General features: G+C 71.2%; 14 protein-coding genes. 5 read left to right on the top strand and 9 right to left on the bottom strand.

From position 1 onward, the window contains the following. Window positions 1-9: 9 nt before the first annotated feature. From ACFSL4_RS26055 to ACFSL4_RS26040, 4 genes are all read right to left on the bottom strand, one after another. Window positions 10-1,395, bottom strand: a complete 1,386-nt coding sequence (locus tag ACFSL4_RS26055; RefSeq protein ID WP_381087679.1) for a rhodanese-like domain-containing protein — start codon at window positions 1,393-1,395, stop codon at window positions 10-12. A 152-nt stretch (window positions 1,396-1,547) separates the two neighbouring features. Continuing rightward, window positions 1,548-2,777, bottom strand: a complete 1,230-nt coding sequence (locus tag ACFSL4_RS26050; protein ID WP_381087676.1) for an NAD(P)/FAD-dependent oxidoreductase — start codon at window positions 2,775-2,777, stop codon at window positions 1,548-1,550. Window positions 2,778-2,903: 126 nt separating this feature from the next. Continuing rightward, window positions 2,904-3,230 (bottom strand): rhodanese-like domain-containing protein, encoded by a 327-nt coding sequence (locus ACFSL4_RS26045; RefSeq protein WP_381087673.1) that lies wholly within the window; start codon window positions 3,228-3,230, stop codon window positions 2,904-2,906. Between the two features lie 689 nt (window positions 3,231-3,919). Continuing rightward, the gene (locus tag ACFSL4_RS26040) at window positions 3,920-4,432 is read right to left on the bottom strand and encodes a MarR family winged helix-turn-helix transcriptional regulator (protein WP_381087670.1); all 513 of its coding nucleotides are present in this window, start codon (window positions 4,430-4,432) and stop codon (window positions 3,920-3,922) included. A gap of 164 nt (window positions 4,433-4,596) precedes the next feature. Here ACFSL4_RS26040 and lgt point away from each other — a divergent pair, with 164 nt between their 5' ends. After that, window positions 4,597-5,487 carry a prolipoprotein diacylglyceryl transferase gene (gene lgt / locus ACFSL4_RS26035; protein ID WP_381087667.1) on the top strand — a complete coding sequence of 297 codons (891 nt, stop codon included), beginning with the start codon at window positions 4,597-4,599 and terminating at the stop codon, window positions 5,485-5,487. Between the two features lie 209 nt (window positions 5,488-5,696). Here lgt and ACFSL4_RS26030 read toward each other — a convergent pair whose 3' ends face one another. Beyond that, a complete protein-coding gene (locus ACFSL4_RS26030) occupies window positions 5,697-7,151 on the bottom strand; it encodes an MFS transporter (RefSeq protein WP_381087664.1) in 1,455 nt (484 codons plus the stop codon). 674 nt (window positions 7,152-7,825) lie between these two features. Here ACFSL4_RS26030 and ACFSL4_RS26025 point away from each other — a divergent pair. The 4 genes from ACFSL4_RS26025 (at window position 7,826) to ACFSL4_RS26010 (ending at window position 11,126) form a co-directional block, all read left to right on the top strand. Continuing rightward, window positions 7,826-8,314, top strand: coding sequence for a hypothetical protein (locus tag ACFSL4_RS26025; protein WP_381087661.1), 489 nt, complete (start codon window positions 7,826-7,828; stop codon window positions 8,312-8,314). 58 nt (window positions 8,315-8,372) lie between these two features. After that, window positions 8,373-9,119 (top strand): DsbA family protein, encoded by a 747-nt coding sequence (locus ACFSL4_RS26020; RefSeq protein ID WP_381087658.1) that lies wholly within the window; start codon window positions 8,373-8,375, stop codon window positions 9,117-9,119. Beyond that, the gene (locus ACFSL4_RS26015) at window positions 9,116-9,970 is read left to right on the top strand and encodes a cytochrome c biogenesis CcdA family protein (protein ID WP_381087655.1); all 855 of its coding nucleotides are present in this window, start codon (window positions 9,116-9,118) and stop codon (window positions 9,968-9,970) included. The genes ACFSL4_RS26020 and ACFSL4_RS26015 overlap by 4 nt, the downstream gene beginning before the upstream one ends. A gap of 400 nt (window positions 9,971-10,370) precedes the next feature. Continuing rightward, window positions 10,371-11,126, top strand: coding sequence for a potassium channel family protein (locus ACFSL4_RS26010; RefSeq protein WP_381087652.1), 756 nt, complete (start codon window positions 10,371-10,373; stop codon window positions 11,124-11,126). Window positions 11,127-11,295: 169 nt separating this feature from the next. Here ACFSL4_RS26010 and ACFSL4_RS26005 read toward each other — a convergent pair whose 3' ends face one another. The 4 genes from ACFSL4_RS26005 to ACFSL4_RS25990 form a co-directional block, all read right to left on the bottom strand. Further along, entirely contained in the window at window positions 11,296-11,544 is a 249-nt protein-coding gene (locus ACFSL4_RS26005) for a hypothetical protein (protein ID WP_381087649.1), read from the bottom strand. A 561-nt stretch (window positions 11,545-12,105) separates the two neighbouring features. Then, the gene (locus ACFSL4_RS26000; protein WP_381087646.1) at window positions 12,106-13,413 is read right to left on the bottom strand and encodes a DUF2254 domain-containing protein; all 1,308 of its coding nucleotides are present in this window, start codon (window positions 13,411-13,413) and stop codon (window positions 12,106-12,108) included. Window positions 13,414-13,617: 204 nt separating this feature from the next. Then, window positions 13,618-14,052 (bottom strand): PRC-barrel domain-containing protein, encoded by a 435-nt coding sequence (locus ACFSL4_RS25995; protein WP_381087643.1) that lies wholly within the window; start codon window positions 14,050-14,052, stop codon window positions 13,618-13,620. Continuing rightward, window positions 14,049-14,606, bottom strand: a complete 558-nt coding sequence (locus ACFSL4_RS25990; protein ID WP_381087641.1) for a PRC-barrel domain-containing protein — start codon at window positions 14,604-14,606, stop codon at window positions 14,049-14,051. Before ACFSL4_RS25990 ends, ACFSL4_RS25995 begins: the two co-directional genes overlap by 4 nt. Window positions 14,607-14,820: the final 214 nt, after the last annotated feature.

Raw genomic sequence — 14,820 nt, 5'->3', positions numbered from 1 at the left:
CCGGTCCGATCAGGCGTCTGCCGTCGCGGGCTGGGCGAGCCAGGCGCCGTAGCCGCCGAGCAGGTCGGAGACGTCGGTGCGGCCCTTGTGCCGCAGCAGGCTGGCGGCGATGGACGAGCGGAGTCCGCCCGCGCAGTGGACGACCAGCGGACGGTCGGCCGGGACCTCGTCCATCCGGCGGGCCAGTTCGGCCAGCGGGATGTGCAGCGAGCCCTCGATGAAGCCCTCTTCGCGCTCGCCGCCGCCCCGGACGTCGAGGATCACCGGCGGCTCGTCGCCCTGCAGCGCCCGGTGGAGTTCGTCGACCGTGATACGGCTGGCCTGTTCCATCTCGTCGGCCAGCACGGTGAAGGCGCCCTCCGGCTCTCGCAGATAGCCGCCGACCTTGTCGAAGCCGATCCGGGCCAGCCGGGTGACGATCTCCTCCTCGCGGTCCTGCGGCGCGACCACCACGACCTCCTCGTCGGGGCCGACGACCATGCCCGCCTGCTCGGCGAACCGGCCGTCCGCGGGCACGTTGACCGAGCCGCGCAGGTGCCCGGCGGCGAAGTCCTGCGGGGAACGCGTGTCGACGACGACCGCTCCGGCGGCGCGCCGCTCCATGAACTCCTCCGTGGACAGCGGCCGGGGCGCGGCGGCCGGGTCGAACAGGCCGTGCTCCTTGCGGTTGAGGATCGCGTCGTAGACGAAGTACGCGGGTGCGGAGGGCTGTCCCGCGGTCACCAGGGCCACGAACTCCTCCTCGCCCATCGGACGGCAGGCGTAGTTGGTGGCGCGCTGCTCGCCGATGGTGGACTGGCGCTGGGTGGAGAGGTTCTTGCCGCAGGCGGATCCGGCGCCGTGGGCGGGGAAGACCCGTACCTCGTCGGGCAGGCCCATCAGCTTGTTCTGGATGCTGTCGTAGAGCATCTTGCCGAGTTCGTCGGCCGTGACGCCGAGCGAGGCCAGCAGGTCGGGGCGGCCCACGTCACCGATGAACAGCGCGTCACCCGTGAGCACGCCGTAGGGCACGGCGTCGTCCGCGTGCTCGTACACGAGGATGCTGATCGACTCGGGGGTGTGGCCCGGGGTCTCCATGATCTGCAGGGTGACGTCGCCGAGGCTGATCCGCTCGCCGTCGGTCAGCTTGCGGATGGGGTACTCGGCCTCGGCGCGCTGCCCGTAGCCGATCCAGGCGCCGGTGCGGTCGGCCAGTTCCAGGTGGCCGGCGAGGAAGTCGGCGTGGAAGTGGGTGTTGACGACGCCCTCGATGGTGAAGCCGTGGGCCTCTGCGTCGGTGAGGTACTCGGAGACGTCGCGGCGAGGGTCGATGACGACGGCCTTGCCGGTGGTCTCGTCGGCGACCAGGTACGACGCCTGGGACAGGCAGTCGAGGTAGTACTGGGCGAAGAACATGGTCGGTTGACCTCCATGTCGGACGGATCCCGGGGTAATACCCCCGGGGGTATATATGAAGGCAGGATGCGCCCTTCTCGCCGAACGGAACCGTTCCGCCGAAGGGCTGGTCAGGGGGTCGGCCCGGGCCGGGGGAGACCCGGGCCGACCGGTCACAGGCGGCCGGTGAGCATGCCGTGCCAGTACACCGGCGGCAGCACGTACCGCTTGAACACCCACATGTCGCGCCGCTCCTTGAACGTGTTGATCACGGGGAACGAGGGCTTGGGCTTCAGGTCGTAGTCGAACTCGGCCAGCAGCATCTTGTCGCGGGCGGTCACCAGCGGACAGGAGGTGTAGCCGTCGTAGCGGTGCGCCGGGGTCCTGCCGTTCATCACGGCGAGCAGGTTGGCGACCACGACGGGTGCCTGCTTGCGCACGGCCGCGCCGGTCTTCGACGTGGGCACGTTCGCCACGTCGCCGACCGAGAAGACGTTCGGGTGCTGGGGGTGCTGCAGGGTGTACTTGTCCGCGGCGACGAACCCGAACGGGCTCGCCGGGTCGGCGAGCGGGCTCGCCTTGACCCAGTCGGGCGCGCTCTGCGGCGGTACGGCGTGCAGCAGGCCGTAGGAGATCGTCTCCTTGACCCCGCTCGCGTGGTCGGTGATCGTGACCTCGCGGCGGTCCCCGTCGACGGCGGTCATCTCGGACTGGAGCCGCACCTCGATCCCGTAGCGGGCGGCCACCTTCTCCAGCGTCCGAGTCCACTCGGGCACCTTGAACATGGCGGGGTCGGGGATGACGAGGATGACGCGTATCCGGTCGAGGACCTTCTGCTTGCGCCAGTAGTCGGCGGCCAGGTACGCGATCTTCTGCGGGGCGCCGCCGCACTTCAGCGGCCCCGCCGGGTGGGTGAAGATTGCGGTGCCGGAGCGCAGGTTCTTGATCAGCTCCCAGGTGCGCGGGGCGTACTCGGAGGCGTAGTTGCTGCTCACGCGGTCGTGGCCGACCGCCTCGGCGAGCCCGGGCACGCCGCTCCAGTCGAGCTGGAGGCCGGGTGCCATCACCAGATACTCGTAGGTGAGCGAGTCGCCGCCGGAGAGCGTCACCGTGCGGGCGTCGGGGTCGACGGCCACGGCGTGCTGACGGATCCAGCGCACTCCGTCCGGCATGACCGACGCCTCGGGGCGGCGGCTGGCGCTCAGGGGCGCCTGACCCCCGCCGACCAGCGTCCACAGCGGTTGGTACCAGTGCGTGTCGGACGGTTCGACGACGGTGATGTCGCTGATGCCGGCTCGGCGCAGGCGAGCGGCGACGCTGATGCCGCCGCTACCGCCGCCGATGATGGCGACGCGGTGGCGGCCGGCGATCGGCTCTCCTGCGGACGAGGGGGTGGCGGCCATGGCGGAACTCCTTCTGTCTGGCCTGGGTGCGGGTGGTGGGTGTGGCGTGGGGCCGGGACCCGGATTTCGGAGCCGGCGTGAAGGGCGATGAAGCGGGAGTCGGTGGGCGCCGGGATGTGCGGGCGGTCAGGCGGTGCGCTCGTGGTGTCCGGTCGCCACGGGACGGCCGCCCTGGGTCCAGCCCCTGGTACCGCCGGCCACGGAGTAGGCGTCGACACCGCGGGAGCGCATCCAGTCGGTGGCGGTCTTGCTGCGGTTGCCGCTGGCGCAGATCACATACACCCGTCGTTCGGCGGGCAGTTCGGCGGATCTGTCCAGCACGGTGCTCAGTGGCATGAATCGCGCGCCGGGTACGTGTCCGGCGGCGTACTCGTACGCCTCCCGTACGTCGACCACCAGGCCGCCGTCGGCCCAGGCCGCGGCGAACGTCTCCAGTGTCACTTCGCGAGCCATTGGTTGCCTCCTTAAATACCCAGGGGGGTATCCATGTCGGCGAGGTTAGGGGGCTCCTATGGCTCCGTCAAATAACCGGCAAAATATTTGTCTGTCAGGCAATATCTGGATGTAGGGGCCTATCTCGACCCTGGTCAGGATGTGGGGTCCTGTTTTTCCGGCGCCCGGAAGGGGCGGGCGTGACCTCCGTGCCCCGTGGTGCGGGGGGGTTAAAGGGCGCGCCCACCTGGCCGTTCGCGCGCCCGCTCGCATCCGGGGGGGCGATGGGCCCCTCGACGGCGACCGCGGCGGCAGACGTGCCCTCTAGATAAAAGGTTGAGCCTCCGGCTGACGAGGGCCGAACGGCCCAATGTTCCTCCACCCGCATGCATGCGGCCCGCACCTTGTGACGGGGCGGTACCGTACTGTCGCGGTGAGTGACGGCCGCCGTCGAACCGCCCCCTCCCGCGGAGTGGACCTCCTCGCCTGCACAAAACCGTAGCCCTGCCCGCGTGGGCCCACACCCGCAGTCCCGCCGGACGTGCCCTCAACGCCGAACCCGCCTGACGGACCCTTCACCGGGCCGCCGATCAGTACTCGCCTGCGGCGGCGTCCGGAGGCACGACGGCCCGGGAATTCCGTTCCGCTGGACCACGGCGTCGAGGACCGGGCCCAAGGCGGCGAGCTGGCCCTCCTCGCTCCTGTGGTGATCACTCCACCGGCGTGCCGTCGGCCGGTTCGCCGAGGTGTTCGGCCAGTTGGAACAGCGCGGGCAGCGCGTGGGCGATGGCGGCGCGGGAGCTGTCGTCGAGGGCGGCGAGCGCCGCGTCGATCCTGCGCTCGTGGGCGGTGGTCCAGGCGGTCAGCTTCTTGCGTCCGGCATCGGTGAGGGTGACGACGGAGGCGCGGCGGTCGGCGGAGTCCACATCGCGCGCCACCAGCCCAGCGGTGATCATCTGGCTGATCAGTCCGCTGACCGTGCTCGGGGCGAGGCGTCGGCGGGCGGCGAGGTCGCTGATCCGCGTCGGTGAGTGCTCACCGAGCACCTGGAGCAGCTCGACCTGTGCCATGGGGAGGGTCTCCCACGGGTAGTCGGTGCGGATCGACGAGCGCAGCGCCCGGCGCAGCCGGGTGACGGCCTCGGTGAGAACTCGGGCCTCCGGTGTCTCACCGACGGGGCCGGGAGGGGGCGAGGAATCCTCGGTGCGGGGCTGCGCGGACATGGGGCAAGCGTAGCCGGGCCGCACACGGATACGGCCTGGGCCGTCCGCGCCATGGACCGCAGGTCCCGGGCCGCGCTCCAAAAGGTTCGGTGTCCAAGGTATCGTCGGTGGGCCCTCCCTGGCCCCCGGGCCGGGATCCGCGTGTGCGAGAGACAGCGACCCTCATGAACCTGGCGTACCTGCCGAGCCCCTCACAGGGGGTCTGGCACCTTGGGCCGGTCCCGATCCGCGCGTATGCGCTGTGCATCCTGACCGGCATTTTCACCGCCGTGTGGCTGACCGGCCGGCGCTGGGAGGCCCGAGGCGGGCGCCGTGACGACATCGCGGACATCGCGATCTGGGCGGTGCCGTTCGGGATCCTCGGCGGTCGGCTCTACCACGTGATCACCGACCCCGAGCTGTACTTCGCCGCCGGCAAGCAGCCGATCCACGCGCTCTACATCTGGGACGGCGGCCTGGGCATCCCGGGCGCGGTCGCGCTGGGTGCGGTCGGTGCCTGGCTGGGTTGCCGGCGCCGCGGCATCACGCTGTCCGACTTCGCGGACGCGGTCGCGCCCGGGCTGGTGCTGGCACAGGCGATCGGGCGCTGGGGCAACTACTTCAACCAGGAGCTGTACGGCGGCCCCACCCATCTGCCGTGGGCGCTGAGGATCGACCCGGCCCACCGGCCTGCCGACATGCCCGCCGTCGGCCTCTACCACCCCACGTTCCTGTACGAGTCGCTGTGGGACCTGGGTGTGATGGCGCTGCTCTTGTGGCTGGACGCCCGTCACCACCGGCGGCTGCGCAGGGGGCGGTTGTTCGCCTGCTACGTGCTGGCCTACACGACGGGCCGTGCCTGGATCGAGGCGTTGCGGATCGACCACGCCAACCATTTCTTCGGCCTGCGCCTGAACGACTACGTCTCCCTCGTCCTGTTCACCGGCGCACTGGTGTACCTCGTGGTCTCCCGCCGCCCGCGTCCAGGCGACGACGCCTCCTATCCGCCGGGCGGGGACGGGGAAGCGGTGCCGGCACTCATCACGAACGGTGAGGCGGGCCGGAAGCGGATGTGACCCTGGTCCTCCTGGCCCGCAGACGCACCCGGGTACGTCTGCGGGAGCCCGCCACCCGCCGGCGACCTTGCGGCGGCCGTCGCCGTGCGCACCGCGGTCAGGGCGTCCGGGCCGGTCGTCCGGGCGGCTCGTACCCCCGGTCGTCCGGACGGCCCGCACCCACCCGACCGGGTTCCCGGATCACTCCGGCGGGCGTTCCGCGCCGTTCGTCACAGCGTCGCCTGTGACGATTGCGGATCGTTCCTCGGGCTCAGCCATGCCGATGCGAGCGCCACGGCCGAGGCCGCCGCGAGGACGGCTGCGGCCCATCGTGCTCCTGCCTGAACCCCGCCGCTCACCAGGTGCAGGGCCAGGGTGACCAGGGCAACCCCCAGAGCGGTACCGAGACCGCGCGTCATGTTGACCAGCCCGCCTCCGGTGCCGGAGGACCGGGCCGGGACCGCCCCCATGACCATCGCGTTGTTCGCCGGGGTGAACGTGCCCAGCCCCAGCCCCGCCAGCGCCAGAACCGGCACCAGCCAGGCAACGGTCAGCGGGACCACCACCAGCGCTGCCAGTGCGACGGTGAACACGCCGGCGCCCGCCAGACATCGTCTGCGGTCCGTGACAGAGCGCGGCAGCAGCCGGTCACCACCGGTCGCGGCCAGTGCGAACCCGGTCGGCAGTGCCGTGAGGACCAGCCCGGCGGTCAGCTCCGAGAAGCCCCGCGCGGTGAGCGCGACCGGCACCAGTACCAGTGGCCCGAACAGCACCAGGTATCCGCTCAGGGCACCCACCAGCCCGAATGCCACCGCCCGTGCCCGCAACAGGCCGAGGTCCAGCAGAGGGGCAGCGGCCTGCCGCTGCCGCCGCACGAACCCCCAGCCCGCCGAGGCCGCCACCACGAACAGCAGGGCCACTCCCCAACCGGGTACCGCCAGCCCGGAAGCCGCCGACACGCCCATCAGGGCGCTGGTGGTCGCCACCGCCAGCAGGACGAGCCCCGCCCAGTCGAAGCGCGCCACCGTCGTACGGGCCCGGGTGCGCGGCAACAGATAGTGCCCGCTCACCAGGGCGATCAGTCCGACGGGGAGGTTCACCCAGAACACCCAGCGCCAGCCCAGCGTCGACACGAGGGCCCCGCCCACCGTCGGGCCCAGCGCCAGGCCCAGCGCCTGTGCGGCCGCCTGCACGCCCAGCGCACTCCGCATCCGCTCGCGCGGGGCACTCGTGGTCACCAGGGCCACGCTGTTCGCCTGCATCATGGCCGCGCCGGCCGCCTGGACCACGCGGAAGGCGACGAGCGCCATCAGTGACGGGGCGAAGCCGCAGGCGGCGGAGGCCAGGGTGAAGACGGCGAACCCGTACAGATACATCAGCTTGCGGCCGTGCGCGTCCGCGAGCCGCCCGGCGGGCACCAGGAGAGCGACCAGGGTCAGCAGATAGGCCAGCGACACCCACTCCACGGCCGCCAGGGAGGCGCCGAACTCCGTGCGCAGGCGCTGGTAGGTCAGCGTCACGATGCTGGCGTCCAACTGCCCCATGAATGCGCCGAAGCACACCGTGCCCACGGCCAGCCACCAGGCGTTCGGCCGTGCACGTACCCCCTCGGGACGCGGCCGCTCCGCGGTGAGGAACGCGGACCAGTGCCTCTTGGACGGGTGCCGACTCATGGGAGGAGCCATACCTCGCAGTTTATGCCGGTCACCGAAATATTCTGTTGACGTCCTATTCCGCTGTCGCCGTCGGGCGCCGGTCGGCCGGCCGGCGGAGGCCGCGGTGCGGCACCTGGCCCTGCGGCAGTGCGAGGGGTGGTCCCCGGCACCGGCCGGGTCACCCGCGCGGCTTCGAGCGGTCGATACGCCCGGGGGTACCTGGTCTATGGTGTGCGGGAGAGAGCGAGCGGAGGGCAGCGATGCGTGGGACGCGGCGAGGCGCCATGGGCGCCGCTCTCGCGTTGCTGACCCTGCTGGCAGCACTGTTCTGCGTCACCAAAGCCTCTCCGGCGCCGTCAGCGGCGGCGCACCCCGTGGCGTCGGCCGCCCTTCACGCCGCGGCGTGTCACGAAGCGCTGGACGCTCCCGGTAAGGGGGTGCCTGGCGACGCGGCGGGCACCCCCTGCCTGAAGAAGGCGCAACCCGGGCAGCAGCAGCCGCGCATCGGTGCCCCTCTCGCCCGCGCGCTTCCGGCGGAATCCGGCGACAGGGCGCCGGCGCGGGCACCCGTGCCTGCGGATGTCCTGCGCCGCGGTCCGGCCGAGTCTCCTCCAGACCTCGCCGAACTCTCCGTACGACGCGAGTAGGTATGCGTGCGGTGTCCGCGCGTTCCTGCCCCTACCCGTCGATTCGGAGCGTTTCCGTTGCCTTCCTCCCGTTCCCCACGGGCGGCGTGGGCCGCCCTGCGCCGCTGGCCCCGTCTGCGGTGGATCGCCGTGACGGCGGCCACGCCTGTGGCGGCCCTCGCCCTGGGCGTGCCCACAGACCTCATACCGAACCCGCTGTTCTCCCGCTCGGTGCCGCCGGTGTGGTGGAACTACCCCGTGCTGGTTCTCAGCGCCCTGCTGTCGGCGGTGGTGTTCGCCACCTATGTGCGGCCCCGGTCGGCGCCGGACGGTGACGACGCGACCGGACGGTCCCTCGGGTCGGTGGGTGCGGTGCTGTCCTTCCTCGCCGTCGGCTGCCCCGTCTGCAACAAGGCCGCCCTGCTCCTGCTGGGCACCTCGGGTGCGCTGAGCTACTGGGCTCCCCTGCAGCCCGCGGTCGCGGTGCTCTCCCTCGTTCTCCTGGCCGAGGCCGCGCTGCGGCGCCTGTCCACCGAGTCGGCCTGCCCCGTGCCGCCCGCTGCCTGACCAGGCTGCCTTCCTTCTTGCCTTCCTTCTCCATCGCACACTTCACCCTGGAGGTGCCATGCCTTCCCCTTCGCGTGCCCGTCGCCGCCGCCTCACCTGGATCGCCGCGGGCGGCGGTGCGGCGGCTGTCATCGCCACGCTCCTCGCCTTCGGCGGCGGTTCCGGCGACCCGGGGTCGCAGGGCCGGCCCGTCGTCGTCGTGTCGTCCCCCGCCGACGAGGCGACCCCCGACGAACAGCAGAAGGAACTGCTCGCCCTCGCCCGCAGGGACCCCCACGACCCGCTGGCCCTCGGCCGCCCCGACGCCCCCGTGGTCCTGATCGCCTACGAGGACTTCCAGTGCCCCTACTGCGGCAAGTTCGCGCGGGAGACCAAGCCGGAACTCGTTCGCAGATACGTGGACAAGGGCGTGCTGCGTATCGAGTGGCGCAACTTCCCCGTCTTCGGCGCCGAATCGGAACAGGCCGCCCGCGCGGCCTGGGCCGCGGGACAGCAGGGACGGTTCTGGCAGTTCCACGACATCGCCTACGCCAAGGAACGCCCCCGCAACCAGGGCTATTTCTCCTCCTCCCGGCTGCGCGCGATGGCCCGGTCGGCGGGTGTCGCGGATCTCGACCGCTTCGAGGCCGACATGACGTCGCACGCCGCCGCCGCGGCGGTCAGCAAGGACCGGGAAGAGGGCTACGCGCTGGGAGTGTCAAGCACACCTGCCTTCCTCGTCAACGCCCGTCCCATCCTGGGCGCGCAGCCGCTGAGCACCTTCAGCGCCGCCATCGAGGAGGCCGCCGGGGAAGCCCGGCGATGAGCGGGATCACGGTTGCGACGGCCTTCCTCGGCGGACTGCTGGCCTTGCTCAGCCCGTGCAGCGCGCTGCTGCTGCCGGCATTCTTCGCGTACTCCTTCACCAGCCGCACCCGGCTGTCACTGCGCACCGCCGTCTTCTACGCGGGTCTGTGCACGACGCTGGTGCCGCTGGGCGTGGCCGGCTCCTTCGCCAGCCGCCTGTTCTACGGGCACCGCGACCTGCTGGTCACGGTGGGCGGCTGGACGGTGATCGCACTGGGCCTGGCGCAGATCCTGGGGGTCGGGTTCGGATCCCGCCGCCTGCAGCAGGCGGCCGGCGCCCGCAGAACGGGATCCGCCCTGTCGGTGTTCGCCCTGGGAGCCGTCTACGGTCTGGCGGGCTTCTGCGCCGGTCCCATCCTCGGAGGCGTGCTCACCGTCGCGGCGCTCGACGGCAGTCCGGTGCACGGCGGTCTCCTGCTGGCCGTCTACGCGCTGGGTATGGCCGTGCCGATGTTCGTCCTGGCGCTGCTGTGGGACCGCTGTGAACTCGGACGACGGCGCTGGCTCAGGGGGCGCGCCCTGCGGCTGGGCCCGCTGACCGTGCACAGCACCTCACTGCTCGGGGGAGCCCTCTTCGTCGTGCTGGGGGCGGTGTTCCTGCTCTTCGACGGCACGTCCGCGCTGCCGCCCCTCCTCGACGCCGACACGGAGGCGGTCTGGGAGAACGGCGCCGCGCGGCTCGGCGACGCCGTCTCCGACCGGGCCCTCCTGCTGGTGCTGGCACTGGCGGGCGCGGTCACGGCGGTGGCGGCCGTGCTCAGGCTTCGCCGGCTCCCGGACGAGGAGGGCCGAGAAGACACCGGTCGCTGACCACTGCCGCCAGCGCTCGCCCCGCTCCTTGCCGGGAGCCGGGAGCCGGGAGCAGGTGAGCGCCCCGCTGCGGCGACGGTCACGAACATCCTCGAAGCCCGTTGCACGGGCCGGCGTCGGCCATGTGCGGCGGGGCGGCTCAAGGGCGCTCTCCCCACGCGGCATCCGCCCGGACACCGGGCTCGCCGCCGATCCAGGTCAGTTCCCCCCACGACGCCGGCGACGTCCTCCGCCGAGACGTGCACCGGGACCACGACGGCACCGGCGCCGAGCCCGGCGAGCGACGGGTCGGCAGACCGGGTGCCCGGACCCGTGCCACGGGGCCCTCCGCCGTCCCTTCGGGGCCGGAGCGCAGGCCGCCGTGACCGCCGCATCGGACCCAATGCCACAATGGCGTGCCATGTCTGCCACACCTGCCACAAGGGACCATCGGCTTCGGCGCTGGGAGCAACGCACCGGCGGCTGGCTCATCGGCCTCGCGATGGTCTACCTCACGGCTTATGCGGTGCCCATCCTCGATCCGGAACTGCCACCCGACTTGCGTGACGCGGCCGAAACCGTGACCTTCGCCATCTGGGCGCTGCTGGCCGTCGAGTTCGTTCTGCGCTTCGCCATGGCCGGCAGCCGGTGGCAGTTCGTCAAGGTACGGCTGTTCGACCTGGCCACCCTGATCCTGCCGCCGCTACGCCCCCTGCGGCTGGTGACCATCGTGTTCATGGTGGTGCGGCGCAACGCCTCCACCCTGGGCCGGGTACGGCTGCGTCTCGGCACCTACGTGGCGGCCTGCACGGCTCTGCTGCTGTTCCTCTCCAGCCTGACGATCCTCGATGTCGAGCGGCGCAACCCGGACGCCTCGATCACGACTTTCGGTGACGCCCTGTGGTGGTCGGTGACCACGGTCACCACCGTCGGTTACGGCGACCTCTACCCCACCACCACCGAGGGACGCCTGATCGCCGTCGCGCTGATGGTCGGCGGGATCGCGCTCGCGGGCCTCGTCACCGCGACCCTCGCGTCGTGGTTCATGGACCGGTTCTCCGAACTCCGCGTCACCGAGGCCCAGACGACCAGCGAGATCTCCGCCCTGACGGAGGAGGTCCGCCGACTCCGCGACGAACTGCACGCCCAGCGCTCGGCCCCTCCTTCTCTTCCGTGAAGGTCCGCACACCGCTGGGGACGTCTCTCCAGAGCACGACGCTGGCAGCGCACCCGCCCCGGTCCGCGGCGCCACGGACGGCACCCTCGGCACTCCGGTGCTGTCGCCGGGGCTGCGTTCGCTTTTTCGTCCTCGGCCGGTCACAGCCGACGTAGCATGCTGAGCCGGTTCAGTAGCGCACGGCCTCGGCCACTTCGGCGGTTGTCTTCGCAGGCAGCTCCCGATCGCTTCGTGCGTCTGCGTGGGCGGTGCCCCCCGGCTCGACGGACGAGACCGTCACGACCACCACGGCCACGAGGTCGCCGTCCCTGTCGTGGAAGCCGGCCTGCACGGCGTAGGAGTCGGTGTGCATCCCACCGTTGGTGACGGTGATCCGTGCGGCGGCGTGACCGCTGTCGTCGAGGTGTGTCTGCTGCACGTGCGCGTCGTGGGTGGCAACGATCCCGTCGCGGATCTCGCGAAGTCGCTGCGTTGCCTCTGAGGCTGCGGAGGCCACGGCCGACGTTGCCTCCGACGGTGTGACCTTGTTGTCAGAGCGTCCCGCCAGGGCGAGTGTCAGCGCCGCAGTGGTGGCACCTGCCATTGCCGATGCCCCGGGCTCTCAGCCGAAACGGTCGCGTCATGCCTTCTCCTCCGGATGTGCGGGGCCCTGGTGCGGGTCGGCCCTTGTCCTGTACTCGGGGTACCCAGGCCCGCCCGACAGCCGTCCGTGTCCGGCCCCCCCGTGCTGAGGGCGACCGGTCAGATATCCTGCCGCGCTGCATGGCTCGACCCTCGTGGCAGAGCGGCTCCGTCGTCTCGCGCTTCAGCCTGAAGACGGCCGTCCACTGCCGTCCACTGCCGTCCACTGCCGTCCACGGCCGTCCACTGCCGTCCACTGCCGGCAAGGGCGGGCCTGCGGCTGCCCCCGTGGACGGCGTGCAACACGCGGTCAGCACAGTGTGCGACCGGCCGCAGGAAGGGCCAGGCGGTCGCGTGCTCAATGAGGCTGTATCGCCTGCTCTGCCTGCCGGATGAGCCGGTTGATCCGGTGACGATCCTCGGGCACGAAGGATTGTGCTGCGAGCGTGGCGCGCAGCCGTTCGAGTTGGGTGCTGAGGCCGGAGTGTGGGCCGGGCGGCGCCGTCCAGGCCAGCTCGCACATCATCATCGACACGCGGGCGAGTATCTCGGGCTCCGCGGCGCCGTAACGCAGGGGCTGGCTCACGGCCAGCTGCAAGAGATCGGACAGATACGGACGGTTCAGTATCACGCGGAGCGTCTGCTCGTCCTCGTGCAGCAGGCGAGGGCCGAGCCGGCGGCTTGCCAGTGCACACAGCAGCGCTGAGGTGTACGAGAGGGCGTGGACGGCGGTGGCCGGATCGTTGATCCCTGGGGAGAGCGCCTTGACCGCGACATCGGTGAGCTGGCGGAGCGGGAAGGCGATGTCCTGCTCGTCGGTGCGTTCGGGGCCGGTCATGATCGCGTCGGCGACGCATCGCCGGAAATCCTCCCGGCCGCGCGCGGGCAGGGAGGTGTCGCCGCGGCGCCAGGCGTAGCCGCAGGGGGTGCCCGCGATCAGGAAGCTTCCCGGCGGTCGGTCGATGAGAACGACGGCGTCGGCATCGACGGCCGCCTGCAAGAGCGCCTTTTCGTCCACGCCGGTCAGGAAGCCCGACCGGGAGGCGAGCACGGGCAGAGCGCCGTCGGGGGGTGACGGTGGTGCGGCATGGGCATCAGCGGTCTCGTGGTGGCCGAGCACCCGGTCGATGCTCCGCTGGGCTTCCCGGTGCACCGCGACCAGCATCATCTCCACCCGCAGTTCGCGTGCCAGGTGGGACAGGAACAGTACAAGGGACAGGACGCTCGCCAGGGTCAGGAGGAAGGCCATGGACACGGACAGCTGCGGAACGAATTCCGTCTGCTCGTCCTGACCTCCGTGTACGGTGCGCAGGACGGTGAGCGCATACGTGAATGTCGTCAGGAACAGAGTCAGCGTCGCCTGTACGTAGCGGTCCGCGGAGAACGTACGCAGCAGTCGGGGCGAGAACTGGCTGCTCGCCAGTTGCAGCGCGACCACGGTGAGGGAGAACGTCAGAGCCGTCACCGAGATCAGGGATCCGGCGATGGTTTCGAGCACGCTGCGCGCAGCTTGCGCACCCCCGCTGAACAGGAAGGCGCTGATCCGCTGGGGCATGTCGTGACGGATGCTCTTGTCCAGTTCCGGCAACGCGACGCCGGCAGCGACGGCGACGACGATTCCCAGCGTCGGAAGGGGCCACAGCTGCGAGCGGAACGCCTCACGCATTGGCATCATGGCGTCCCGTGCCCGGCTCGGCGGAACCCATCGGGGGACGAAGCCTCGGGTACCCGAGACCGGGGGGAACGGACTCGACGGTTGCCGACGCTTCGTTCTTGCACCTCGCCGGGCCGGCCAGGGAGCCTTCGGCCCGGGCGTCCCGGACGTGCGGACCGCGACACCCGGGTGCCGCTGGTTGCTCCGAGCCGACGCTCACGCGGCGCTGACCACCACCGCATACCCACCAACACCCACCAGACGCTCGCCCGCGAGTTCCTCATCGGTCGTCGTCAGCCGCCGTACACGGCCCGTCGTCTCGTCGAACTCGACATCGGTGACCTTCCCCACCCATCGGCCCGCCTCGGTGACCACCGGTTTGCCCATGGGGTCGTGGCGACTGTCGAACGCCTCCTCCCGGGGTTCCTTGCTGTCCTGGAGGCTGTCGCCGGCCCGCACGGTCACGGCGTCCGGGCCGAATGCCTCGATCTCCTGCCACGGAAGCAGGTCCCGGTGCTTGTGTCCCTTGAGCTTCAGTGCTGTGACCCGGGCGGGAGACGGCGACACGGAGAGCGCGGTCACGGAGCCGAGAACCTCCGCTGTGGTGAGGCCGACAACGCTGCGGCCACTGGCCTGGGTGAACAGCATCATTCCTCCTCCAGCCGGGAACGAAGCCCGCGTGCGGCCTCGGTGAAGCCTGCGAGGTCACCTGCCGTGAAATCGGCCACGGCGTCAGGGACGACGACGATGTCTCCCGAGACGCCCACCGGCCGGGGCACGGGCAGCAGCATCCGCCTGTGCCGCCCACCGGAGGACTCCACCTCGTAGCCGGCCACGGCCGGCCGCTCACCCGCCTCGATGATCACGTCCACCAACTTGCCCAGCCGTGTGCCGTTCGCGGTCATCACCATGGCCCCCATGACGTCACCCCCGCCGCGCTCGGCCACCTCCGAGGTCTCGTCCTCGCCTTCCAGTGCCCTCTCGTCGCGGATCATCACCGCGTCCTGCCCGAGTCCATGAACGCCCTCTGCGGGCAGTGTCTTCTTCATGGGGCCGGAGAGCAGCCCGCGTCCGGCAAGGGTGAAGCCACGCACGCTCCCGTCCTCGGGCTCGAAGACGACGTCCTTGACCTGAGCGACGTCCTCACCGTCAAGGGTGATCACGGGCTGCTTCACGAGTTCGCTCGCCTTGATGTACTCAGTCACGGCCCATCCCTTTCCCATCCCTCCCCGACCGACGCCCACCGCCCGCGATCACTCCGCCGCTGCGACGACGTCCCTGCGTCACGAGCGCTGAGACGAGCAGTACGGCCAGCACCACCACGGCCACGATGGCCCAGAGCCACCACTCCATGTCCGCACCTCCGGCCGGTCAGATCGAGTGCGTCCTCACCTCCGAGTCCCCAGGCGCCGGTCGCCG

Origin of the sequence: Streptomyces caeni (genome assembly GCF_042678285.1) — a bacterium.
GTDB lineage: Bacteria > Actinomycetota > Actinomycetes > Streptomycetales > Streptomycetaceae > Streptomyces > Streptomyces caeni.
The sequence above is the reverse complement of the archived record's forward strand: the minus strand, read 5'-3'. Positions and strand labels throughout refer to the sequence as shown.